Below are 25540 nucleotides of genomic sequence, written 5' to 3'. Positions count from 1 at the left end.
ACCGATTACTGTCATGGTAATCGGTTTTTTGTTGTATGTTTGTGATGCTTCAAAAAAAATAAAAATGAACTATATTTTATTTGATGGAGATGTAAGAACATCTCTATTACCATTTACTTTCACAAGACCTGTCGCTGATATTAGAGTTGGAATTTTAACAATTCGAGAAAAATGGGAAAAGTATTTAGGTTTAACAACAACCACTATAACTGAGGAGTATTTAGAAGAAAAGTTTCCAATGGTAGAAATGGAAGAGAATGTAATGCTAAATGCTTCGTTTTTACCGATTCCTGAATTGGTTGAAATGGTAAAAGGGTTAAAAAAGAATGAAGCCATTTTTAAAGGTGAAGATGTAATTGCTTTTTATACATCTCAAGATCAGGAGGAAGTTGACTTTGATGAGTATAATCAGATTGAGTTTGAAGAGGATATCATCCAAATTAAAAATACTTGGGATATTTTCTCTAAGAATGATGAAGCAATTCGTCAAGATTTTAAACTTCTTACAGAAGGAAGAACTTCACAACCCATACCAGAGTCGGTGAATTGTGTTGGAAGAGAGAATATTTTTATCGAAGAAGGTGCTAAATTAACTTTTGCCACTTTAAATGCTACAACAGGACCAATCTACATTGGAAAAAACGCCGAAATAATGGAAGGAGTTGTAGTAAGAGGAGCTTTAGCAATGTGTGAAAATTCAGTTTTAAAATTAGGAACAAAAATTTATGGAGCAACAACTCTTGGTCCTAATTGTAAAGTAGGAGGAGAGGTTAATAACTCAGTTTTGTTTGGATTTTCAAATAAAGGGCACGATGGATTTTTAGGAAACTCAGTATTAGGAGAGTGGTGTAATTTGGGCGCTGACACTAATAATTCGAATCTTAAGAATAATTATGCTGAAGTTAGACTTTGGAGTTATGATACTGGTAGATTTGCGAAAACAGGATTGCAATTTTGTGGATTAATAATGGGAGATCATTCTAAATGTGGAATTAATACAATGTTCAATACAGGAACAGTAGTAGGAGTTTCTGCGAATATATTTGGAAGTGGTTTTCCTAGGAATTTTGTACCATCTTTTAGTTGGGGAGGAGCTTCTGGTTTTACGGAGTATAAAATGAATAAAGTAAACGAAGTCGCTGAAGTAGTTATGAAAAGAAGAAATATTGTGTATGATGAACTAGAAGAGAAAATTCTTTCAGCAGTGTTTGAAGAGACAAAGAAGTATAGGAATTATTAATTTCTGCTAACAGTAGAAATGTTTTAAACATTTTGTTAATATCTAAAAGCCAATAATTTATTTAAAATTATTGGCTTTTAAATAAAATATATATTTTTGCGTCCGGATAAATTTAACGGGAAATAAATTGTTTATGAAAAAATACTTCAGCCTAATACTATGCGTATTAATTAGTTCTTGCTATGTATTACCGCAAAAAAATAAATTATACCAAGCTTACAGTTCTGTTGACTTAGGTGTTTTGGGTCAACAAAAGAAAACCGTTAGAAAAAATAGTTTTGAGGTTGTTGGAATACCTTCATATCTTCATCCTATTAAATTAGATTTTACATCTAGAGAATTTAATAATCAAAACTTCAAGAGTTATCAGCGTTATTTAGAATCTACCACAAAAAAAGACATTATTATTTACGATGATTCATTAGAGGTAAAACCAAATTATTTTGAGTTAAAAATCAATGACAAAATTTCTGTTATTGATGAAATAAATAATAGAGGATATAATAATAAAGTAAAAAATTACCTCTATTATAATCCTGAATTAACTTTGGTTACTCAAATTAAGTTTGTAGCTCAAAAGAAAGTGTTAGGGTTTTTAAAACAAGCAGATGCTTTGTATCTACAAACTAAAGAAAACAATCAATCTTATATCTTAATTTTTAAGGAAGGAAAAGTTATTCATGAATTAAACTCTTCTGAGCTGCAAGTATTTCAATACGAGGTTTCCTCTTTTTGTTGGAATGTGCATAAAATGGGAGGGTCTCGAATTATAGGACTAGTTGATGAAGGAGAGCTATGTGAAAATGGAGCTGTTAGAAATCCAATTAAAGAGATTGAAAAAAGAGAAAAACAAAAAATAAATCATTATTAAAGCGAGAAAATTATATAGTATTATGAAAAAGTTATATTTAATATTATTATTCGTAGGTTTAATTTCAACAAAAGGAAATTCTCAAACTTACACAAGTAACACACATGCAGTAGGTCTAGAGCATAATATGCTATTTAATGCGCATAAAAGATATACTGTATCTCAAACAGGAGCTGCTAATTTAAATTTAAGTACTTTATTTGATGGTAAGTTTGAGCCATCATACACATCAACGGCCCCCTCAATTACTTCGCCAACAGTTGTTATGATTGAAGGTTTGCCAGCTAAGCATGTTCAAACTGGCGGTTGGGTTGGATGGTCAACTAGATATTGGCAAGCGAAAAGGTTTAAAATAGAAGGGTATGATCAACATTCGGGAGCGAATGTTTGGAAGGTTATAGCAGATTATTCAAATACCGATTATTCTGGTGGTAATTCATTTATAAAAGGAATGCCCAAAGGAGCTTATACCAAATTAAAGTTTACTTTTTACACAACAGTTGAAGTAAATGGAAGATTAGGAGTTTCGGAATTATTCTTTTTACATCCAGAGGCAACTACTCCTTATCAAGGCTTATCAAACTCTTTTCAGAGTATAGAAATTTTTAACAAAAATGCATTCAATACTTCAGATTTAAATCAAGGTCAAGATCATATTACATTTACTTCAAATGATCCAGGAAATGGAAATCATTTTGGAGGTTTAACATGGAAATCTGGAAGTAGAAGAAGAGCTGCGATAGCTGCTTCAAGAGAGCATAGTGATGCTGATTTTGTAGGACTATCCTTTTTTACACAGGGGGTTGATGGTCCTGGGCCGATAAAGGAAAGTATGAGAATTGCTAGGTCTGGAAATGTTGGAATCGGTACATCTAATCCTGATGCAAAATTAGCGGTTAATGGAACTGTTCACGCTAAAGAAGTAAGAGTAGATTTAAATAATTGGCCAGATTATGTTTTCGAGAATAATTATAAACTACCAAGTTTAGAGGAAGTTGAAAAGCAAATTAAAGAGAAAGGTCATTTGTCAAACATTCCTTCAGCAGAAGAAGTTGAAAAGAATGGAGTTCAACTTGGAGAAATGAATAAGAAATTATTAGAAAAAATTGAAGAACTTACTTTATATACAATTGAGCAAGAGAAAAGAATTAAAGAGCTAGAAAAACAACAGGAGAAAATAAAAGAATTAGAGCTTACTATAAAAGCACTATTAAAAAAATAAACTGTTAATAATTAAGATCAAAGAAGTCATACAAAGTGGAATGTAAAATAGTACATTTACCAACTTTTTAAAGGAACATATATAAAATTTAAGTCATGAAGAAAATTGCTTTAGTAATAGCAGTCTTAGCTTTGGTATCATCAATAGTAACTTTTTTTTACTCACAAGAAAAGTCAAGTTTAGTTTATGTTGATGTAAATAAATTATTAGAAGGTTACAACAGAACGAAAGTAGTAAGAGCAGAGTTTGAGAAAAAGGCAAAGCTTTTAAGATCTAATGTGGATAGCTTGGTTACAGATTGGCAGAAAGAGCTAAAACTTTACGAAAAAGAACGTTCTGGATATTCTAAGAAGGAATTAAAGTTGAAACAAGAATTATTATCTAACAAACAACAACAGATTAATAATTATCAACAAGCTGTTCAGAAACAAATTCAAGAAGAAGATAAGAAATCTACTCAAACGGTTATCAACGATATTAATGATTTCGTAACAGAATACGGAAAGAAAAAGGGTTACAAAATGATTTTTGGAGCTAGTGGAGGTGGAAACATTATGTATGCTGATAAAAGTGCCGATTTAACTGAAAAAGTTTTAGAAGGTTTAAATGCCGAGTTTGAAGGAAAGTAATATCCTTATTTAAACTTGTTTTTTCGTTTCATTTTATCAAAAAAGAAAAGTAGTACATCATAAGGCTATGATAAATAAGATTTCAATACTAATTTTTAGTATAGTTTTTATGAGTTGTTCGAGTAAATCATTCGACAGCAAGGAAAAACTATGGGAGTATCTTAGAGATATTGATAATGGTTATTTACATCAAAAAAATGTAAATGGCTATGATTTTAGTCTGCTTTACAAACCTACAGATTTATTAGTTACACAAGAGTTAACTAGTTCTTACACCAAAGAAGATTTAGAAAAGCTACGTGATAAGTACAAGAATTACATCTACTTTACTTTGTCAATGTCTAGAGATAATAAAGAATTACTCAGCGCAACACCCAAAAACAGGCAAGAGTTTGGAGCTATGGTTAACAACTTAGCTTTTGGTATGGGCGAAAAAGTACATGTATATACAGCAAAAAAAGACACATTAGAACTGCTAGACTATGTATATCCAAGAATGTATGGAATGAGTAGATCAACGGATATGTTGTTTGTGTACCCAAGAGATGAAAAGTATTTACAAGAAGAATATATAAATATCACAATTGGAGATTTAGGGACATATACAGGAGAAGTTAAGTTCAAAATTCCAACACAAAAAATAAAAAACGAACCAAAAATTAATTTCTAAATGTCAGTTCGAGCACAGTCGAGAACAAAACCAACAAACGAAATATAATATATTATGATAAAGAACCTTTTAGAAAAAATTGTAATAATAGGAATACTTATTTTATCAACAAGTAAACTTATTGCTCAAGGTCCTACTGCACCAGAAGCTGCTACCTTTGAGCCTGTTGAAGCAAGTGATATGGTAAATCTTGTTACAGGAGATTTCTCTTATGTATTACCGTTATTAGAAGTTCCAAGTCCAGAAGGAGGGTATCCACTTACTTTAAGTAATCATGCAGGTATAGCAAATAACCAGAAAGCATCATGGGTTGGATTAGGATGGAATGTTAATCCAGGAGCAATTAATAGATCTGTAAGTGGTTTTCCAGATGATTGGAAAGATGGAAAAATGTCTTCAATAGTTTATGATATTGGGGGGACTGTAACAAGTCATAGTTTTAATGTAGGTGTAGGTTGGGGAAAAGGAAAATATTCAATAGGACTTTATGCTTCTTTTGTCGAAAATAAAGCTTTTGGTGGAGAAACCACTTATAGCTCAGATTTTGGAATTTCTGGTCAAATTGGCAAATATGGTGGTAGAATTGGAACAAATGGAATTGGTGTTTCATATACGGGAGGTCTAATGAATAAAAAACTGAACCCTATAGGTATTTCAGGTAGATATTCCTTAGGCATTAACCATTCTTTTAAGTCGGGTAAAACGTCAATGACTTATTCTGCTAGTATAAATAATAATAGCACAGGGACAAGTACCGGAGTAAGGGCATTAAGGACTCTAGGGTATGGATCTTTATCACTTAATCAAAATACATTTGCAGACAGAAGTAGCGCAGGTGGTCATTCACAATCAAGTTATGAAGCTATAGGAATAAGTCTTAATTTTCCTATCAAGGCGTTAAATATTGGATATCAATATAGTAAAGTGAGATATTGGTATTTTGACTCTAAGTCGAATGATGTATTAGGTACATTATATGCCCAGAATAATGATAGTTTAAGAGATAATACTTTATTTTATAGAAAAGTAGGTTTTGATTCTTACACAGTTGTAAAAAATCAGGATGATACTTCGTTATTTGAAAATAGTATGATTTTACCTGCTTATGATAATTATTCCGTGAGTGGACAAGGAATAGGAGGGAGTATTAGTCCAAAGATTTTTGAGTATGGTACACTTACACCTGCGCAAAAACAAGTTGATTTTAAAGGAGCGAAATATACTGTAAGTTCACTTAGAAAAAAAGGTTTTACTAAGCGAATAGGAGATAATAATAATATTTATTTTTATTTTAATGATGTGAATGAATCCTATGTTGATGTTAGTTCTGGTAATTGGGATAATAATATTTCTTCTTTGTTTGATATTAACTCTATTAATTTACCAAACGATAATTTTGATACATCAATTGTTATTGATGGAGAGACATACGATAATTTTAATGTTCAAAAGAAAAGGAGAAAGAGTGGAGCATTTATAGAAACTTATACTAATGAGCAAATTTTAGCTAATCCAAGTTTAATTTATGCACCTGAAAACTTTGATAGGAACAGAAGTTCTGTGCCGAAAGATGGAATAGGAGCATTTAAAATTACTGCGATAGATGGTAAAACATACCATTATTCTATGCCAGTTTATCAAAAAGAAAGATTTTCTAGATTTTCCAGATATGATGAGGATATTTCAGATAAATTTTATGAAGAATTTCAAACTAAACCATATGCTACACATTGGTTACTTACTGGAATTACAGGTTCTGATTATGTTGACAATGGTGATGGGAAGATTTCTCAAGGAGATTTGGGATATTGGGTTGTTTTTGATTATGGTCGTTGGAGTGATGGATATGCTTGGAGAACTCCTAACATTGGAAGTAGATCAACTTTAGGGTCTAAAACCTATGAAACAGGTGTTAAAGAAGTTTATTATTTAAATGCAATTAAGACTAGAACACATACTGCTTTTTTTGTTAAAAGTTTAAGAGAAGATGAAAAATTGATATCATTAAACTCTGATAAAGAATATTTGAGTGCAAATATTCTTATAAATAAAGCTGAACTTAATGATCAAACTGGACGTTATCATTTTGTTGGTTTAAACTTTGAGTCATCTAGAAGTTTTAATGTATGGGACACTAACCAACTTCAAACAAATCATTTTGTTAGAATGAAATTCTATAGAAGTACTCATGACTTATTAAAACTAGATAAAATTTTATTAATAGACAACGATGATATACCTAGCAATTTTAGTTATTCTAATCCCAATGAAAAATTATCTAAGGTAACTGCGCGTGTAGAAATTTCAGAAAAAGGAGTAATAGGCGAAACTGCTCGTGTAGAAGGATGGAATTCAGGAGATATAGCAATTCATTCTAGTGAGTCTTACGGAGAGCATTATAAAAATATATTAGATGAAAAAGATATTCTGTATTACTTTGGAAATATTAATGAAAATATAAACAAGGAGATAGAGTTTGATTATGATTATTCTTTAGCCAGAAAGCTTTCAGGTAATAATCTTCAAGGTAGATTAACTTTGAAAAGCGTTACTTATAAAGGAAAAAAAGGAATACAATCTTTACCACCTTACAAGTTTGAATATGCTTTTCCTGAAAGTCTTTTCATAGAAAACAAGACAGATGATTGGGGGTATCAATCAATGAACAAACAAGCATGGAGTTTGAGTAAAATAACTCATCCTACAGGTGGTGTCATTGAAGTTGATTATGAAGAGGATGACTATTTTACTGAAGCAGTTAATTCTCAAGTAATTTTCAAGAAGGGATTAAAATTTGATTTTTATGAAACAAATGAAGGTAAATTAGGAATAGAAATAACAAATGAATATGAATCTAACATTAATAAACTTATATTCTCAGATTATTTCCAAGTAGGACAATCTGTTAATGTAGATATTTTTGCTTGTTTAAACCATAAATACTATCAATGGGGTTGTAATACAAGAAGTGGTAAAGTTGATATTAATAATGAGAATATAGATGTTGTATCAGTCACTACAAATTCAGTAAAACTTGAAACAACTTTGATAGATCATACGTATAATAGTGATTCTGGTTTAGGGCAACTATATGGAACGGATTATTATTACAGTATGGATAATTTATCATCTGAAGAGAGGGGTGAGTGTCCAAGTAGAGACGATTGTGAAGGCACTAAGTATAGTCTTTTTTATGCAGTATATATTGATAGTAAAGATCTACCAAAAGTTGGAGGAGGATTAAGAGTTAAACAAATAACAACTTCATCTGGTAATAAAGAATATAAAACTAAATACTTTTACAACCAGAATGGTTTTGATCAGAATAAATCTGATTCAAATTATAAATCTTCTGGTATTACTTCTTATGCACCATCAAGATATGAAAAGAATGTTAATTATTTAAGTGAGTTGCCACCACCAATGGTTATGTATAATACAGTAACAGTAAAGAGTGATGATGGTCTTTATAATAAGTATTATTTTAAAACTTTAGAATATCAAACTGAGTCTAATAACAGTTTTAAATTAGGTAATATTCTTGAAATCAACAAGGTGCAATTGGAAGAATACAACAACGTTGATTTGGGTTACTATAATAAATTAGAGAATGATTTTGGTTTTAAACCGACTACGCATAATGTTACTAAAGGGCGTTTTGAAATAATTAATAATTTTTCAATGTTAGGTAAATTGTTAAAACATGAAGCCTACAATAAAAAAAATCAGTTAGTTGCAATAAAAAGAAGTAATTATGTTGAACGAGAAAAAATAAAACAAGGTATAAATAAAGAGACTTTTAACTCTTACAGATCTATTCTTCACTATAATACTTCTGATGGAGAAGGTATACATCACATGAATATTACTTCAAAATCATATTATCCATCAGTTTTAAAGGAGTCACATACTTATGATCATAATTTAAAGACTTCTCAATATTTTAATAAGTATGATTTTAATACTGGTATGTTATTAGAATCGGTAGTTTACGATAGTAAAGGAAAATCGATTAAAACAGAGATAGTTCCAGCCTATGAAAAATATTTAGGAATGGGTTCTAAATTAGATAATGTTTTAAATAAAAATATGTTATCTCAAACAACAGCTGAATACAACTATATTTTTAAAGGGAATGAATGGAAACCAATTGGTTCTGCAATAACCACTTGGAAAGATCAATGGGAGTACCCATTGACTAATAGTTCAATCGAAAACTCAATAGGTATTTGGCGAAAACATGAATCTTATGTTTGGAATGGCAATACAGATAATGATGGAATCTATGATAATTTTGTAGAATTTAATTATGATACAAATGTTTTAAATTCAAATTGGAAAAAAGTAAGTGAGACTACTAGATATAATCAATTCTCACAAGCATTAGAAGTAAAAGACGTAAATGATAATTATGCTGCTACAAAAATGGGGGATAACTATACTAAAGTAATTGCAACTGCTAATGCTTCTTATGATGATATGTATTATTCTGGAGCAGAATACCAATATGGTAATTATTTAGATGGAGGAATAAAGTCTTTTGGTTTTAAGAATATTGGTAGTTTAGCTCATACTGGAAATTTTGTTTTAGAGTTAAATCAAGGAGAAAAAGGTTTTGAAACTCAAATACCTTCAAAAACAGAAAGAAACACTCCTCTTAAACAACGATTTAAAGTATCTGTATGGGTTAAAAAAGGAGGAGAGAATAATGTAAAAATCCTTTTAGATGATGTTCAGTTTGATTTTAATGATTCAGAAAAAGTGCATGCAGGTAATTGGGTATTGTTGAACGGATATATAAATATTCAGCAAGCCGGTGCTAATGTAGCTATAACAAGTAGTTCAGGTACAGTTATATTAGATGATTTTAGACTACTACCGGTTATTTCTAGTATGACGAGTTATGTATATAATGAATGGGATGAGGTTACTCATATCATTGGGGCTAATGGATTAGCTACGTACTATATTTATGATGACGCAGGTAGGTTAATTGAAACTCAAACAGAGCTAGCAGATAAAGTTCAGGGAGATGGAACAGGTGGTTTTAAAAGAGTTTCAACGAATTCATATAACTACAAAAGAAATTACGAATAAGACATGAAAAAGAAAATTTTAAACATATTAGGGCTTTTTATTTTAGGATTGAATCTCTTGAGTGCTCAAACGGTTATAACTCAAGAAGGGGGAAATTGTACTACAACTGTGTCTTACAATGGTCAACCAGTTTCATTAGTGGTAGGTGTTACTAGTGAGGCTCAAAGCTTATATTTTACTGTACAAACAGATTGTCTTTTTTTAAAAGCAACAAGCACTAACAATCCCAATTGGATAACGCTACCTTCAAGTATTGGGAATGATTTTACAATTGGTGTTCAAGAAAATCAAACACCAAACCTAAGATTTGATGTTATTCGTATTGTAGATAGAGACGATAATATAATTGTAAACTTTAAAATAGAGCAATCAGGAAATCCTGCTTACATCGCATATTATCCAGATTCAGATAATGATGGTTTTGGTGATTTTAATGCGACTCCTACTTATGCGACATCTCAACCTTCAGGCTTAGTAAATAACAACCTAGATTATTGTCCTAATGAGGCAAGTTCAACAAATAATGGTTGTATTGATGCTTCAGGTGATGTTTTTTTAAATTATACAAGATCTTATACTTATGATAGAAATGGAAAATTAATTAGTGCTTCAAAAGGTTACTTTGATGATTTAGGAAAGGCTACTCAAGCTCAATCTTATGATGTAAAAAAGAAACGTATTTGGGCAACTGAATCACGATACGATAGCCAAGGTAGACCAGTGTTAAGTACATTAGGTGCACCAATTACTAATGAAGTAACAGAAGTTTCTTTTGGGTATAAGAGTAATTTTATTAAAAAAACGGATGGTTCTGATTTTACACCCTCTGATTATGAAAATGATGATGTAGATCCTGCTATAGTTGGTGCTCAAGATTTAACATTAGGAAATTATTACAGTTCATCTAATATGGATGAGAAATTACGCGACATTACAGATCGTCCATATTCGAAAAACATTTATAGTGAATTAGCACCGGGAACAGTTAAACAGGTTGTTGGGGGAAATAAAATTAATGGAGAATGGAAAAGAGGGTATAGTTTTTCTATGCCAGCTGCTCAAGAGCCTTATTATGTGTTAGGATTTAATTACTTTGAGTCTAACCCAGAAATTGCGGGGACTTATGAAAATATTAGCTCAATAATAAATGATGACACGAAACAAATAGCTTGGTTGAAAGCTACAAAATCTGTAGTTCAAAATGTTCACCAAGTAGAAGCTGTTGTGTTTACAGATGCTGACGGGAAAACGATTGGAGCAGCTCGTTCAGGAGGAACGAAACAATATGAAGTATTATCACTTATTGGGGAGCAAAAGTTTGTTGATATTCATATACCTATTGGTTGTGAAAATACGGCAAGTTTATTAACAAGTGCCTCTGATTATAAAGTTTATGATTTAAAAACAGAAGAAGTTGTTTCTGCTACAGCATTACAAAATGCTGGGTTTTACCGAATTGAATATGTAGGAGCAAAAGTGTTTACTAAGTCATCAAATTTATCCTACATAGATAAACAAGCAGGAACCATTCATCCAGTTGAAAGTAATGCTGTAGGAATTCGTTATAAATTAAATTACTACGATTTTAGTTTAAATGAGTATGACGATATTGGCCGTTTAACAAAATCGTTACAACCTTTAGGGTTTAACGACGCTTGCTTAAATAATTTGTCTGCCACGGTAACTCATGATGAAAGTTTAAAGTTAAATTTTATATATAATTCTATAAATCAATTGGTTTTTGCTAAAAGTCCCGATGAAGGTACTATCGAATTCAAGTACCGTAAAGATGGTCAAATTCGTTTTTCTCAAAATTCGAAGCAGCTAGCTATTGGAGAATTTTCATATACCAATTACGACGAGTTAGGACGTCCTTTTGAAAGCGGTGTTTGTACTGGTAATTTTACAACCTTAAATCCTGATGGAGGTAATGACTTTGCAGGTACAAGAAAAGAACAGCATTTCACTAAATATGATTATCTAGAAATTTTAGATATTACCTATTTAACAGGAATTCATAGTTCTTATGCTAATCCATCATTTTTATCGGGAAATGTTGCTAAGACCTATAATTTAGATGCTTCTGGAAATGAAATTTCAGCAACCTATTATAGTTATGATGTATATGGTCGGGTACAATGGATAATACAAAAAATTCAAGGAGCTGTAGATGCAAAATCGGTTACGATTAATTACGAATATGATGCAACAACGAGCCAAGTTACGAAGGTGCTTTTCCAAAAAAATGTACCTGGAGAATTATTTGTACATAGATATACGTATGATGATGATACCAATGAGTTGATAAAAGTGGAAACATCAACCGATAATACTACATTTATAACTCATGCAGAATACGATTATTACGAAAACGGAGCGTTAAAAAGGACTACTTTGGCAGAAGGTATTCAGGATATAGACTATGTGTATAACTTTAACGGACAACTAAAAGCCATAAACCATCCTAGTTTAGCTACAGACCCTGAAATTAATCCAAATGGAACGGATTTATTTGGAATGTCTTTAGATTATTACACAGATGATTATCGAAGAGATACAAAATTTATTGAATTTAGTGCAGGACAAGATCAGTATAATGGAAATATTAAAAGTATGACTTGGAATACTGATGTATTACAAAATGGTCAGTCAAGTCCTTTACAATATAGTTATCAGTATGATAAGAACAATTGGTTAACTGCCGCAACTTTTGCAAGTACCAATAATAATTTGCCAAGTTCTTTAGTGTTGAATCAAGTTGTAACTATTTCTCAACATAATAAAGTAGAAAATAGTATTGTATTACAACCTGGTTTTTCAGCTACAGCAACTACTAGCTTAACATTTAAAGCAGAGGTAACGGGTTCTTCTACCGAATTTGGAGCAAATGATTATAATGTTTCTAATATTACCTATGATGCTAATGGAAATATAGAGAGTTTAAACCGTAATAAGAATACAGAGAACGGTACTAACCGAATGGATGAACTGACCTACGCGTATAAAAATGGTAAATCAAATCGATTAGATCATGTAAAGGATGATGTTGGTAATGCGGGTTTTAATGATATAGATTCACAAAGCCCTGGTAACTATATTTATAACGAAATTGGACAGTTAACTAGAAATGAAAAAGAAGATGTAGATTACCAATATAATGTTAGTGGGTTAGTTACTAAAGTAAGTTATAATGGTAAAACAAAAGTTGAGTTTGTTTATAATGATAAAAACTTTAGAACTAAAAAAATTAGTTACCAAGAAGATGGACAAACACCACAACAAATTACGGATTATATAAGAGATGCTGCTGGTAGTGTATTAGCTATTTATGAAAATGGTGATTTAAAAGAATTGCCTATTTATGGTGCAGGAAGATTAGGTATCTATAATAAACAAGCTAATACGAGCGTTTATCAATTAACAGACCATTTAGGAAATATACGTGCGGTTATCGCCAAGCAAGGTTCCAATGCAATTGCGTTAACAAGTACAACCGATTATTACCCATTTGGAATGCCAATGCCGGGGAAACAAACACAAAATGGTGAAGTTTATCGTTATGGGTATCAAGGCCAAGAAGTTGATCCAGAAACGGGAAAACCCGCATTTCAATTGCGATTGTGGGATGCTCGAATTGGGAGATGGTTAAGTCCAGATCCTTATAGACAATTTGTATCTCCTTACTTGGGCATGGGGAATAACCCAATGAATGGAGTTGATCCAGATGGAGGTTGTTGGATTACTAATGATGATGGAAGTACTAGCCCTTGTCCTGATGGAAACATAGGAGATTCAATGGTTGGTAATATGGGAGCTACTTGGACATTTACAGATCATGGTTGGGATACAGATGCATTTAAAAACCAAACAGTTTACATTAATTCACCAAACAGACAGAGAATGATTGATGAATTAACTGATCGCTATAATTTTATTAATCAAGCGGAAGCTGATGGTTTAACCATTAGGATACATGAAAATAGGTGGGTTGCATTAGGACATAATTTAAGTATGGCATCTCCTTCGGCTAGATCTAGTAGTGTTTTTAAATTATTCACAAAAACACCAAACTATACAATTGACCCAGCTAAGTTTAAATATTTTTTTGGTCAAGTTAAAACAGGTAGATTACATAGTATTACAAGATCTGCCCAAAATGCTAGAGATTTAAAAACTTTAGGAATAACTACAGTTAAAAAATTGAAAAAGTTTCTAGACAAGGCAGACATAAAAGGAGTTGTTCAAAAAACAATGACTAATGATCATGGGACTTCAGTAATTAAAAGAATAGTTGTTAATAAAAAAGGAGCAATAGATGTTAACTTTTTTACACAAGCAGGTGAATCAGTACCAAGAATTACGACTATTATCCCTAAAATTTATAAACAATGAAATTAAAATTATTATCATTTGATGATCTAAAGATTTTTGAAGATATTGATGTTAAAATTCTGTCCTTCTCAGAATATGAAAAAACAATTTATTTATTTGAAGATGATATTAACAAATTTATTATAAAGTCTTCGAGTGATCTTGTAAAACCAAAGGTTCTTATTTGTAATGATTTATATTGGATTGGAGCTGATCAGAAAGTCATTATCATAAGTTCGGATGGAGAAATATTAAAGGAAATTAACCTCATTTCAAATTTTTATACTTTTGAACAGATAAAAAGAGATAGAATAGCATTGATATCTGAATTAGAAACTCATATCTATGATTCATTAAATTTAAAATGTTTTGAAAAAATAATTTTTGAGGATTTGCTCTTAGACTATATAATGCATGAAACTTTTATTGAGATGATTCTATATAATAATAAAAAGTTTATAGTTAGATACTCCTGATGGCGCTAGTATGTCTGAGTAAGGCTACCGCTCCCCGCTCGCGCTCGAATAAATAAAAGAAATGGCTAGTGCTCGATTGTATCGAGTACCGTGCCAGCTTAGCAAAACAATATAAAGAGCTACCTTAATATAAATAATTGAGGTAGTTTTTTGTTTAAAATTTAAAATGTTAAGATTGCTTCACTACGTTCGCAATGTCGTTTTGTTCTCGTCATTACGAGGTATGTGCCAGACTTGGTTTGGTAACTAGCCGAAGTAATCTCATTTTCGATTTACAGATTGCTTCATTTGACTTCGTTTCATTCCCTGCTCACGCTCGAATAAATAAAAGAAACGGCTAGTGCTCGATTGTATCGAGTACCGTACTAGCTGAATAAAACAATATAAAGAGCTACCTTAATATAAATAATTGAGGTAGTTTTTTTATTTTAGCAAAGCTATGAGTAGAAAATATAAATTTCACAACAAATCGGGGTTATATTTCGTGAGTTTCACTACAGTTTACTGGATGGATGTTTTTACAAGGCAATTATATTTTAATGTATTAGTAAACAGTATAAATTTTTGTAGAAAAGAAAAAGGTATGGAATTGTATTGTTATTGTTTTATGCCAAGTCATATCCATTTAATATTTCGTTCTTCAAATGACAAGCCTATGGAATTATTAAGAGATTTTAAACGATATACTTCTAAGTTACTTATTAATGAAATAACTATTAATCCGCAAGAGAGTAGAAAAGAGTGGTTATTATGGATGTTTAAAAGAGTAGGAAATAAAAAGAGTAATGTAAAGAAGTATCAATTCTGGCAACACAATAATCAACCGATAGAATTGTGGAGTGAAAAAGTTATCAAACAAAAGATAGACTATATACATACGAACCCTGTCAAAAGTGGTTTTGTAGTAAACCCTGAAGATTGGAAGTATAGTAGTGCTAGAAATTTTCAAGATGATGATACAGTTTTAGAAATAGATAAGGTAGGTTTTATGAATTAGAGTTTATAGTATCACCCGAAAGGATTCGGGCGCTAGCAATGAATTAATCTTTCTATTCTGAGTTCGAAATGTTAAGATTTCTTCACTGCGATCGCAATGACGTTTTGTTCTCGTCATTATGAGGAGGAATCGAAGAAGTAATCTCACTGTTGACAACCAGATTGCTTCATTCCACTACGTTTCATTCGCAATGACGAATTTATTTCTTAATGATTTTAGCTTTTGTCATTACGAGGAATGAAATAACGAAGTAATCTCTTTATTAGGATTTCTAGCAACAGAGATTGCTTCACTGCGTTCGCAATGACGTATATCTTTCTACGTTTAAGAACAACGAAAAACTAAAAAAACCGAAACTAGCATATTTCGGTTTTCTGGTTTTGTAACCTTTTCTTTTGTAATTCATAGCAACTTCCCCATCAACTTACATGAAATAGTAAATGATAATTGCATAATAGTAGTTTTTCTGTTAAATAAAAGTTAACAAGAATGATGCCGAAAATCTACTTTTATTAAATAATTGTGGTAATAAATATCAATTTAATTGTAATTAATTGATTTTCTTGTTTTTAATGTATTGTTTAAAGCTATGGTTTTTTAATGTTTATTATTTAACAATTTAATAATGAAAAATTTTAATCGTTTTGGGAGTTTTTAAATGATATTGTTATATTTAGATTGTATTTATTGAAATATACCAAATAAAAAATCTAAAAATTTATTATTATGTTAAAAAACATTCAAAATTTAGGAAAGTCCCTTAGTAAAAAAGAGCAAAAACAAGTTAGCGGTGGCTGGGGAACAGTTTACTGTAATACAAACAGAGATTGCTGGGATGCATATCCTTTTTTAGGTCCTGGAGACGTTTCTTGTAGAGATAGCGTTTATGGCTGGGGCCAAAGAGTTTGCATCTTCAATTAATGGATAGTCCTCAAAAATAAAAACCTCGCAAATTGCGAGGTTTTTTTATATAGTAGTAGTTTTAAACTTTATGTTATAAATTTGGAATTACCAATTCTTGTCCTGGGTGAATTAAATCTGCAGATTTTAAAATATTTGTATTTGCTTCAAAAATCTGTTTGTACTTCATGGCATCGCCATAATAATGTTTGGCAATTTTACCTAGAGTTTCACCACTTTTTACCGTATGATTCGCATATACTGAAGTATCTGCAACTTTAATATCAGCCACGATATCACTCGGGTTTTCTCCACCAACCTTTTTAATTTCATCCCATAAAAGGTTTTTCTCATACTGATTTTTTGCAGTTCCGGAAACATGTAAAACGCCGTTTTCTTCTTTTACATCCCCATTTTGGATTTCTAATTGTTCACCTAGATTTAAAACACTTTGATATTTTGCTTTCATTGTTTTTAAGATTTAAATTCTTTTAAATATATTAAAAAAACCTCGCAATTTGCGAGGTTTTTCATTTCTTATTAATTATAGTTTTTAAAATCTATACGATAAAGAAAGTTGGGCTGGACTGTTTCCGAAACCAAAACTATAACCAGAGAGATCTCCATTTGTCACAACTGTATTATTGGTTTCCGTAAAGTCTCCAGTACGATAACTGAATCTTGGTAATAACTCTACACCAAAAGCCAAATTATCGTTAAATACGTAATTAACGCCAATTACGCCTGCTACAGAAGGTGTATATACAGTGCTTTCTCGTTCAAAAGAATCAGTAGCTGTAGTATTAGAATTTTTTAAATGCGTGTAGCCAAATGCTACATCAAAACCATATCTGAATTCAAGATTTTTGGTAATGTCTTTTCGAAATTCCTTACCAATACTAATCTGAGCACCAATATTACTTTGATCATTTCCAGTTGCGTTATCGTCATTTTCTGTTTCAAAACTATTAATGTTTAATGCTAACACATTAAAACGCCATAAATTTTTGGATGTACCAGTCTTGTAAGTGAACCCAAAGGAGTTTAATGAAGAAAAGTTAATTCCAACTTCTTGTCTTTTTTCTTCTTCTTGAGCAAATGTTGTGCTAATTGTAGCACATAATAGCAATAGACTTAATAAAGTTTTTTTCATAATTTTTGGTTTTAAATTTATTTTATGATTAAGTCTAAAATGAAGCAAGAATAGTACCAAAGAACTCTTAATTCGTAATTGTGTTTAAGTTTAACAAATGATTATAGAGGAAGCTTCTTATGTCGTTAAAACCTAGTTAATTTTCAAAAAAAAGTCATCAAAATTAATTGATGACTTTTAAATGTTTTACTGAAATTTATTTCTTTTATAGGTGAATTACTTCGTCATAAGCATCAGCTACAGCTTCCATTACAGCTTCACTCATTGTAGGGTGAGGATGAACAGCTTTCAATACTTCATGACCTGTAGTTTCTAATTTTCTTCCTAAAACGGCTTCAGCAATCATATCAGTAACACCAGCACCAATCATGTGGCAACCTAACCATTCACCGTATTTAGCATCAAAAATTACTTTTACAAATCCTTCAGGAGTTCCGGCAGCTTTTGCTTTACCTGATGCAGAGAATGGGAATTTTCCAACTTTGATATCGTAACCCGCTTCTTTTGCTTTTTCCTCAGTTAATCCTACAGAAGCAATTTCTGGAGTTGCGTAGGTACAACCAGGAATATTTCCATAATCAATAGCTTCTGTGTGTAATCCAGCAATCTTTTCAACACAAGTAATTCCTTCTGCTGAAGCAACGTGTGCTAAAGCTGGACCAGGAGTTACATCTCCAATGGCATAATATCCTGGAATATTAGTTTGATACCAATCGTTTACTAAAATCTTATCTCTATCAGTTACAATTCCAACATCTTCTAATCCGATGTTTTCAATGTTAGTTTTAATTCCAACAGCCGATAAAACGATGTCTGCCTCTAAAACTTCTTCACCTTTTTTAGTTTTTACGGTAGCTTTAACTCCATCTCCAGAAGTATCAACAGATTCTACAGAAGAATTCGTCATAACTTTTATTCCAGCTTTTTTGAAAGAACGCTCCATTTGCTTAGAAACATCTTTATCCTCAACTGGAACAATATTTGGCATGTATTCTACAATAGTAACTTCAGTTCCCATTGAATTGTAGAAGTGAGCAAACTCAACCCCAATAGCACCAGAACCTACAACAATCATAGATTTAGGCTGAGTCGGCAACGTCATTGCTTCACGATATCCAATAACTTTTTTACCATCTTGTGGTAAGCTTGGTAATTGACGAGATCTAGCTCCCGTTGCAATAATAATATGATCAGCAGAATATTCAGTTACAGTTCCGTCTTCGGCAGTAACATCAACTTTCTTTCCAGTTTTTATTTTACCAAAACCGTTAATAACATCAATCTTGTTTTTCTTCATTAAGAATTGAACACCCTTGCTCATTCCTTCTGCAACACCACGACTTCTTTTAATTACAGCATCAAAGTCTTTATCAATAGCTTCTGCTTTTAAACCGTATTCATCAACATGCTTTAAATAGTCGTATACCTGAGCCGATTTTAATAATGCTTTCGTTGGAATACATCCCCAGTTTAAGCAAATACCACCTAAACTTTCTTTCTCAATTACAGCTGTTTTAAAACCTAATTGAGAAGCTCTAATAGCCGTAACATATCCTCCAGGTCCTGAACCGATCACTATGATGTCGTATTTCATAATTTGTATTTTATCTATTAGTTGTTTATTTACATTTTTATGGATTAAAAACTACGTCTTTAATTCCCAATTTTTTACTGGTTATACCAACAATGGCATTAACCGATGAGTGAATTATAATTAAAGCCGCAACTGCAGCCAAAGGTACTCCTAAAATTTGATAAGGCACATAGTATGTCCAGGTGCCTAAGTTAATCGCAATTATTTCTCCTAAAGTAGGGAAGAAGGCGACCATAAACAGTATCAAGTATTTTTTTGAAGTTTCTGATAAATTAGGGACTTCTTGCAAAACTTGATTTTCTATTTGATACATTAAGATAAATGCTGCTCCCCAGGCAAAAAATATCCAAGCTGGAACTTGTCTTGAAATATTGTGATATTCCCAATAGCCATAAGAGGTTCCCGCATGTTCAACAGCAATACCGATAATTCCAGTTAAAACAAATCCAATTATTAATGATAAGCTAAAGGTTTGTTTTTTTATGTTTTTATAAATACTGTGCGCGATTTTTAGTGCTAATAAACCAGCTAAAATAAGGTCGTAAGGATGTAATAGTCCAATTGCTATTCCTCCGACAGTTAATTTGATAGTATTTATTAGTAATATTTTTTGCACTATTTACAGTTTTCGTTATAAAACTTAACGGCATTTACCATACCTCCTAAAGCAGCTCTTTCTTCTAGGCTTAAATCAGTATATTTTTTACAGTCAGAGAAGAATTCTTTATAAATCTTTTTATCATCTTTTTCAGAAAGAAGCCCGATAATTTGATCTTCATCATTTTTTCCAAAATAATGAATAGTGTAGTTGTTACTCCCAGCAGGTCTTGGAGCTCCATTACTTGTATAATCAAAAAAGTGTTGTGTTTTTTCTAAACTATATAAGCTTATTTTACCATGAACTAATTTCTGAACAAGTATAATTTTCCTCTTCATGATTTTGAAAACGTAAGTCTTACCATTATCAAAAACTACTTTTTTTACTTTCTTATAGTTTAAAGTTTCTTTCTTAGAATTCTCTAACTTTTTAAATCGAATTTTATTCCCTGATATTTTAGCCAACCCTTTAACTTCCTCATTATTTCGAAGTAAGATGTTGGCTTTGTTAAAATCGTCTTGGGCAAAAACAGATAGCTGAATGAAAAATAACAGTAAAATGAGCTTCTTTAAAGTAATCATAATTTCAGATTTAATTTTACATTCTCTCAGGAACATTAATTCCTAACAAACTAAATGCTGATTTAATAGTATCTGCCACTTTTTTAGATAATTGAACTCTAAATATCTTTTTATCTTCATTCTCTTCACCTAAAATTGAAACATTCTGGTAAAAAGAGTTGAATTCTTTTACTAAATCATAAGTGTAATTTGCAACCACAGCAGGAGAATAGTTCTTAGCTGCTTGTTGAATTACTTCTGGATACAATTCTAATTGCTTGATTAATTCTTTCTCTTTTTCATGTAAATCAATACCTGAAACAGTAGAGTTATAATCAAAATCAGCTTTTCTTAAAATTGACTGGATTCTTGCATACGTATATTGTACAAAAGGTCCAGTGTTTCCTTGGAAATCTACAGAAGCTTGAGGATCGAATAAAATTCTCTTCTTAGGATCTACTTTTAAAATGAAATATTTTAAAGCTCCTAATCCAATAATTTTATATAGCGACTCCTTTTCTTCATCAGAGTATCCTTCTAATTTCCCTAATTCTTGAGAAATCTCACGAGCAGTATTTGTCATTTCATCCATTAAGTCATCAGCATCTACTACTGTTCCTTCACGAGACTTCATTTTTCCAGAAGGTAAATCTACCATTCCGTAACTTAAGTGATACAATTGATCAGCCCAGTTATAGCCTAACTTTTTTAAGATTAAGAATAATACTTTAAAGTGATAATCTTGTTCATTACCCACAGTATAAACCATTCCGTTTAAATCTGTAAAGTCTTTAGCACGTTGAATAGCCGTACCAATATCTTGAGTCATATATACTGCAGTTCCATCATAACGTAACACTAGCTTTTCATCTAAACCATCCTCAGTTAAATCACACCAAACAGATCCATCTTCTTTTTTAAAGAAAACACCGTCTTTTAGTCCTTGTTCAATAAGGTCCTTACCTAATAAATAGGTATCACTTTCATAGTATAACTTATCGAAGTCTACACCAATATTCTTGTATGTTACATCAAAACCTTCATAAACCCAACCGTTCATTGTTTTCCAAAGATCAACAGTCTCTGAATCTCCAGATTCCCATTTACGTAACATTTCTTGAGCTTCTACAAAAATTGGAGCTTGCTTCTTAGCATCATCTTCAGAAATTCCTTGTTCAACTAATTCTGAAATTTCTTTCTTGTATTCTTGATCGAATTTTACGTAGTAATTACCAACTAATTTATCTCCTTTTAATCCTGTAGATTCTGGAGTTTCGCCGTTTCCAAAACGTTTCCAAGCCAACATTGACTTACAAATATGAATTCCACGGTCGTTAATAATTTGTGTTTTATATACTTTGTGACCCGCTGCTTTTAAAATTTCAGAAACTGAATATCCTAATAAAACATTTCTTACGTGTCCAAGGTGTAAAGGCTTATTTGTATTCGGAGAAGAATACTCAACCATTCGCGCGTCTGAGTCTGAGCTTACAAATCCGTATGATTCGTTTGATGAAATTTCATTGAAGAAGTTGATGTAAAAACTATCATCAATAACTAAGTTTAAAAATCCTTTTACCACATTAAATTTAGATACTTCTTGAATGTTTTCTACCAAGTAGTTTCCTAAATCTTCACCAATTTGTACCGGATTTCCTTTTTTGTATCGAAGTAGTGGAAAAATTACCACGGTAATATCTCCTTCGAAATCTTTTCTTGTTGCTTGAAATTCTACAGATGGGATTTCTGTATCGTATAATTTTTTAAACCCTTCTTTAACGTTCGCTTCTAATAACGATTGTATGCTCATCAGTTGACTTATTTCATTTAAATCGAGTAGCAAAATTACATAATTTTATTGGTTTATGTAGCCGAATTCTATTCATATTCCCGTAGCTTTGCAATATGGATAAAGACCTTGAAAATCTTAAAGAATTATCACAAGAGAAACTAGCTGAAAACAAGAAATATTTTCAAAAACTGAAAAAGCGCACACCAAAGCGTCTTGATTTAGTTGTGCAGGAAATTCATGAAGAGGAATTTGAACGAACAGATTGCTTGAATTGTGGGAATTGTTGTAAAACTACAAGTCCAATGTTTACCTATAAAGATATTGAGCGTATTTCTAAGCATTTAAAAATGAAGGTTGCAGATTTTGTTTCTCAATATTTACGTATTGACGAAGATGATTTTCATGTTTTACAAACTTCTCCTTGTCCGTTTTTAGATTTAAACGATAATTCTTGTTTCATTTATGATGTTCGTCCTAAGGCCTGTGCTGAATATCCACATACTAATCGTAAGAAATTTATTCAGTTAGCTAACTTAACTATTAAAAACACAGAAATTTGCCCTGCCACTTATAGAATTCTTGAAGAATTGAAGAAAAGATTACCAGTTTCATAACTTTATTAACGTAGTTATAGTAAAAAAATGATGGTTTTTTACTAAACTTGTTATGTAAACAAACATGACATGGAAGTAATAAAATCGTATTTTGAAAACATGCCAACCGAGCATAGAAGCTTACTTTTAGTTGGTGGAATCACATTTTTTTGGTTGTTAGAGAGCGGAATACCATTATTTAAATTTGGTTACAATAAATGGAAACATGCTTGGCCAAATTTATTTTTTACAGGAACCACCGTAATCATCAATTTTGCACTAGCTTTTCTTTTATTACAAACTTCTTTTTGGGTAGACGAAAATCAATTTGGACTAATCAATTGGCTACCAGAAATGCCATTATGGGCTTACATAACATTAGGTATTTTGTTTCTAGATTTTTTTGGAGCGTATTTAGCTCATTTAGTGGAGCACAAGTTCATTCCGCTGTGGATGGTTCATTTAGTACATCATACGGATCATAAAGTTGATACAACAACAGCAAATAGACATCATCCGATAGAAAGTGTAATTCGGTTTGCGTTTACGTTATTAGGTGTGTTTTTAGTAGGAACACCGTTTTATATCATCATGTTATACCAATCATTATCACTGGTGTTTACACAATTCAATCATGCAAATTTGAAAATGCCTCGAAAGTTAGATAAGATTTTGAGTTATGTAATTGTTTCTCCAGATATGCACAAGGTTCATCACCATAATTTATTACCTTATACAGATTCAAACTTTGGTAATATTTTTTCTATTTGGGACCGATTATTAGGAACGTATATGGAGTTAGATCGAGATAAAATTGTTTATGGCGTTGATACATTTCCTGATGAAGTGAAAAATTCAAGTTTAACTGAATTGTTAAAACAACCGTTTCAAGGATATCGAAAACCTACGAATTTGGAAGAGTTGAAATAATTAAAAAGCCTTTAATTTTAATTGGTTTCGTCAAACTGAACTTGTTTCAGTTTCTCATCAAGTTTTTCAACTACTATACTTGAGGTTCTGAAATGAATTCAGAATGACTTTTGTAAAAAAAATCAAAGGCTTTTCTATTTTTTGGATTTATTTACGTAATCCGTCTAAAGGAAAAAGTTCTTGTGGTTCTTCATCTGGTTCAACAGTTGCAACAGGAACACAATGAACTCCATTTCCAGAAACATCAATACTAGAACTGAATTCTCCGCTACTATCCCAGCAAAAATATTCATTCGCTCCACCATTAATTTTAATTAGTTTACTCTTTTCTAATTTTTCCACTCCCTTTAAGTTTAAAATACTTTTTTTCATTATTTGATTTTTTAATTAATTATTGGCTGCAAATTACAATGACGAAAAAGAGTAGAAGTAGGGAGTTTTCCTATTTTAATACTGGGAGAAAACTCTAAGTTTTTAGGAGTTAAATAATTGAATTAAAAGTTGATTAACTCTGTTCTAATTCTTGTTTTTTTATTTTTTCGGATTGAATTTAACTTCTGAGTTAAATGTAAATAATTCTCAATAGGCAAATCTAAATCAATGCTTACTAAGTAATGAGAATTTGGCTTTACAGCGTTTAATTTTTTGAAATCTTGCTTTGATTTAATAGTTATAATTTCTGGATTATACTTTGCTAAATAGTCCTTTCTAGAGATATCAGATTCTCTCGGAGGTGGTCCATTTTTTACTAGCTGCTCTTTAAATAACTCAATTCTTATATCGTAAAAATGGAATAGTCTATTTGGAAAATCATATTGTGTAACAAGTGTTATGACATAATGATTCATAGCATCTAAATAAGGGAAGATTTTTGATAAATCTTTGGTCGTTAAATTTTGTCCTAAAATTAAATATGGTCTATAGTGTACTGGTTTTCCTCCACTGCACGTTGTAGAGTTTAAAAAAAGAGGAATATCTTCAATGGTTGCAGTTTTACCATTAAGGACAACTTGGAGCTCATTTTTTTCATTTCTGATAGCTTTAAAAATACTTGAATTAATATTTAAACTATCTGAATGAATAGTACTTCTTGATTGAATATTAATAAAATTAAAGTTTTTATCAATTCCTACGACTGATAATGGTGATTTAAAATATTTACTTTTATTAAAAGTTAAGGTAGAATCCTTGGGTTCATATTTGAAGTATTCTTTATGACTTTTATTATTTATACTTAACAAAATAGAATCTTTTTCTAATTTAAAAGTTCCGTTAAGCGTAATACCAATACCGTTATTAATTGAAATGGAGTCTCGCTTAAGGATAATTTCAAAATCACCTGTTTTTTCCAAATTCCACCAAACTCCCTCCAAATCTTCTTTAGAAACTTTCTGAGAGCATGAAAGTAAGATGATAGTAGATAATAGAAAGAGCAATTTTTTCATTTCCTAATTTTATTGAAATATACAAAAACAGCATAAAAAAAGCGAACCAAGTGGTTCGCTCTTAAAAAACTTTTAAGCATTAAAATTAAAATTCAGCATAATAGCTAGAACGATAACATTTTATATTATCCCCGTTTGACTCGTCGATACTTGAGTAATGAGAAAAGTATAATGTTGGACCAATATGGGTAAAGTAACATTCGTATTTTTTACTTGGATCTCCAACTTCTGTTTTACCAGGTGTGGCACTAGTAGCCGAAGTAGCTAAATTACGACCTCCTTCAATTTCGATTTGCTCACACTTTGTTAATTGCTTAACTCCTTTTAAGTTTAAAATGGTTTTTTTCATAATTGATATTATTTTCGGTTAACACATTAAAAGTAAATTAACAACAGATAAGA

At 31.2% G+C, this 25540-nt stretch carries 20 protein-coding genes; 11 read left to right on the top strand and 9 right to left on the bottom strand.

All coding sequences use genetic code 11. The features are described from left to right. Positions 1-64: 64 nt before the first annotated feature. The 9 genes from ACOSP6_RS15545 to ACOSP6_RS15505 all read left to right on the top strand — a co-directional run bounded on the left by ACOSP6_RS15545 (position 65) and on the right by ACOSP6_RS15505 (position 15573). Complete coding sequence (locus ACOSP6_RS15545; RefSeq protein ID WP_422093802.1) at positions 65-1240, top strand: GlmU family protein; 1176 nt, start codon at positions 65-67, stop codon at positions 1238-1240. 133 nt (positions 1241-1373) lie between these two features. Next, positions 1374-2111: a hypothetical protein gene (locus tag ACOSP6_RS15540; RefSeq protein WP_422093803.1), complete on the top strand. Its 738-nt coding sequence runs from the start codon at positions 1374-1376 to the stop codon at positions 2109-2111. Positions 2112-2133: 22 nt separating this feature from the next. Further along, positions 2134-3333, top strand: a complete 1200-nt coding sequence (locus ACOSP6_RS15535; protein WP_422093804.1) for a hypothetical protein — start codon at positions 2134-2136, stop codon at positions 3331-3333. 95 nt (positions 3334-3428) lie between these two features. Further along, the gene (locus ACOSP6_RS15530; protein WP_422093805.1) at positions 3429-3962 is read left to right on the top strand and encodes an OmpH family outer membrane protein; all 534 of its coding nucleotides are present in this window, start codon (positions 3429-3431) and stop codon (positions 3960-3962) included. A 67-nt stretch (positions 3963-4029) separates the two neighbouring features. Next, positions 4030-4632, top strand: coding sequence for a hypothetical protein (locus ACOSP6_RS15525; RefSeq protein ID WP_422093806.1), 603 nt, complete (start codon positions 4030-4032; stop codon positions 4630-4632). A gap of 54 nt (positions 4633-4686) precedes the next feature. Beyond that, positions 4687-9729 (top strand): hypothetical protein, encoded by a 5043-nt coding sequence (locus tag ACOSP6_RS15520; protein ID WP_422093807.1) that lies wholly within the window; start codon positions 4687-4689, stop codon positions 9727-9729. A 3-nt stretch (positions 9730-9732) separates the two neighbouring features. Next, positions 9733-14121, top strand: a complete 4389-nt coding sequence (locus tag ACOSP6_RS15515) for an RHS repeat-associated core domain-containing protein (RefSeq protein WP_422093808.1) — start codon at positions 9733-9735, stop codon at positions 14119-14121. Then, a complete protein-coding gene (locus tag ACOSP6_RS15510; RefSeq protein WP_422093809.1) occupies positions 14118-14576 on the top strand; it encodes a hypothetical protein in 459 nt (152 codons plus the stop codon). Before ACOSP6_RS15515 ends, ACOSP6_RS15510 begins: the two co-directional genes overlap by 4 nt. A 439-nt stretch (positions 14577-15015) precedes the next feature. Next, positions 15016-15573: an REP-associated tyrosine transposase gene (locus ACOSP6_RS15505; RefSeq protein WP_422093810.1), complete on the top strand. Its 558-nt coding sequence runs from the start codon at positions 15016-15018 to the stop codon at positions 15571-15573. Positions 15574-16567: 994 nt separating this feature from the next. Here ACOSP6_RS15505 and ACOSP6_RS15500 read toward each other — a convergent pair. From ACOSP6_RS15500 to argS, 6 genes are all read right to left on the bottom strand, one after another. After that, a complete protein-coding gene (locus tag ACOSP6_RS15500) occupies positions 16568-16942 on the bottom strand; it encodes a LysM peptidoglycan-binding domain-containing protein (protein WP_132794724.1) in 375 nt (124 codons plus the stop codon). 84 nt (positions 16943-17026) lie between these two features. Then, entirely contained in the window at positions 17027-17626 is a 600-nt protein-coding gene (locus ACOSP6_RS15495; RefSeq protein ID WP_422093811.1) for a hypothetical protein, read from the bottom strand. Positions 17627-17831: 205 nt separating this feature from the next. Further along, positions 17832-19220 (bottom strand): dihydrolipoyl dehydrogenase, encoded by a 1389-nt coding sequence (gene lpdA, locus ACOSP6_RS15490; RefSeq protein WP_422093812.1) that lies wholly within the window; start codon positions 19218-19220, stop codon positions 17832-17834. Between the two features lie 37 nt (positions 19221-19257). Beyond that, a complete protein-coding gene (locus tag ACOSP6_RS15485; protein ID WP_422093813.1) occupies positions 19258-19836 on the bottom strand; it encodes a hypothetical protein in 579 nt (192 codons plus the stop codon). Then, positions 19836-20399, bottom strand: a complete 564-nt coding sequence (locus tag ACOSP6_RS15480; protein ID WP_422093814.1) for a hypothetical protein — start codon at positions 20397-20399, stop codon at positions 19836-19838. The genes ACOSP6_RS15485 and ACOSP6_RS15480 overlap by 1 nt, the downstream gene beginning before the upstream one ends. 16 nt (positions 20400-20415) lie before the next feature. Then, positions 20416-22188 carry an arginine--tRNA ligase gene (gene argS, locus ACOSP6_RS15475; RefSeq protein WP_422093815.1) on the bottom strand — a complete coding sequence of 591 codons (1773 nt, stop codon included), beginning with the start codon at positions 22186-22188 and terminating at the stop codon, positions 20416-20418. Between the two features lie 95 nt (positions 22189-22283). Between argS and ACOSP6_RS15470 the strand changes: the two genes are divergently transcribed. Both ACOSP6_RS15470 and ACOSP6_RS15465 read left to right on the top strand, forming a co-directional pair. Then, the gene (locus tag ACOSP6_RS15470) at positions 22284-22784 is read left to right on the top strand and encodes a YkgJ family cysteine cluster protein (protein ID WP_422093816.1); all 501 of its coding nucleotides are present in this window, start codon (positions 22284-22286) and stop codon (positions 22782-22784) included. Positions 22785-22853: 69 nt separating this feature from the next. Then, positions 22854-23693 (top strand): sterol desaturase family protein, encoded by an 840-nt coding sequence (locus ACOSP6_RS15465; RefSeq protein ID WP_422093817.1) that lies wholly within the window; start codon positions 22854-22856, stop codon positions 23691-23693. Positions 23694-23840: 147 nt separating this feature from the next. Here ACOSP6_RS15465 and ACOSP6_RS15460 read toward each other — a convergent pair whose 3' ends face one another. From ACOSP6_RS15460 to ACOSP6_RS15450, 3 genes are all read right to left on the bottom strand, one after another. Then, positions 23841-24065 carry a hypothetical protein gene (locus tag ACOSP6_RS15460; protein WP_422093818.1) on the bottom strand — a complete coding sequence of 75 codons (225 nt, stop codon included), beginning with the start codon at positions 24063-24065 and terminating at the stop codon, positions 23841-23843. 122 nt (positions 24066-24187) lie between these two features. Continuing rightward, positions 24188-25138 carry a hypothetical protein gene (locus tag ACOSP6_RS15455; RefSeq protein ID WP_422093819.1) on the bottom strand — a complete coding sequence of 317 codons (951 nt, stop codon included), beginning with the start codon at positions 25136-25138 and terminating at the stop codon, positions 24188-24190. A gap of 85 nt (positions 25139-25223) precedes the next feature. Beyond that, positions 25224-25487, bottom strand: a complete 264-nt coding sequence (locus ACOSP6_RS15450) for a hypothetical protein (protein WP_422093820.1) — start codon at positions 25485-25487, stop codon at positions 25224-25226. Between the last annotated feature and the right edge of the window lie 53 nt (positions 25488-25540).

Origin of the sequence: Tenacibaculum sp. MEBiC06402 (assembly GCF_049239625.1) — a bacterium.
Classification (GTDB): domain Bacteria; phylum Bacteroidota; class Bacteroidia; order Flavobacteriales; family Flavobacteriaceae; genus Polaribacter.
This window is presented reverse-complemented; position numbering and strand designations above follow the sequence as displayed.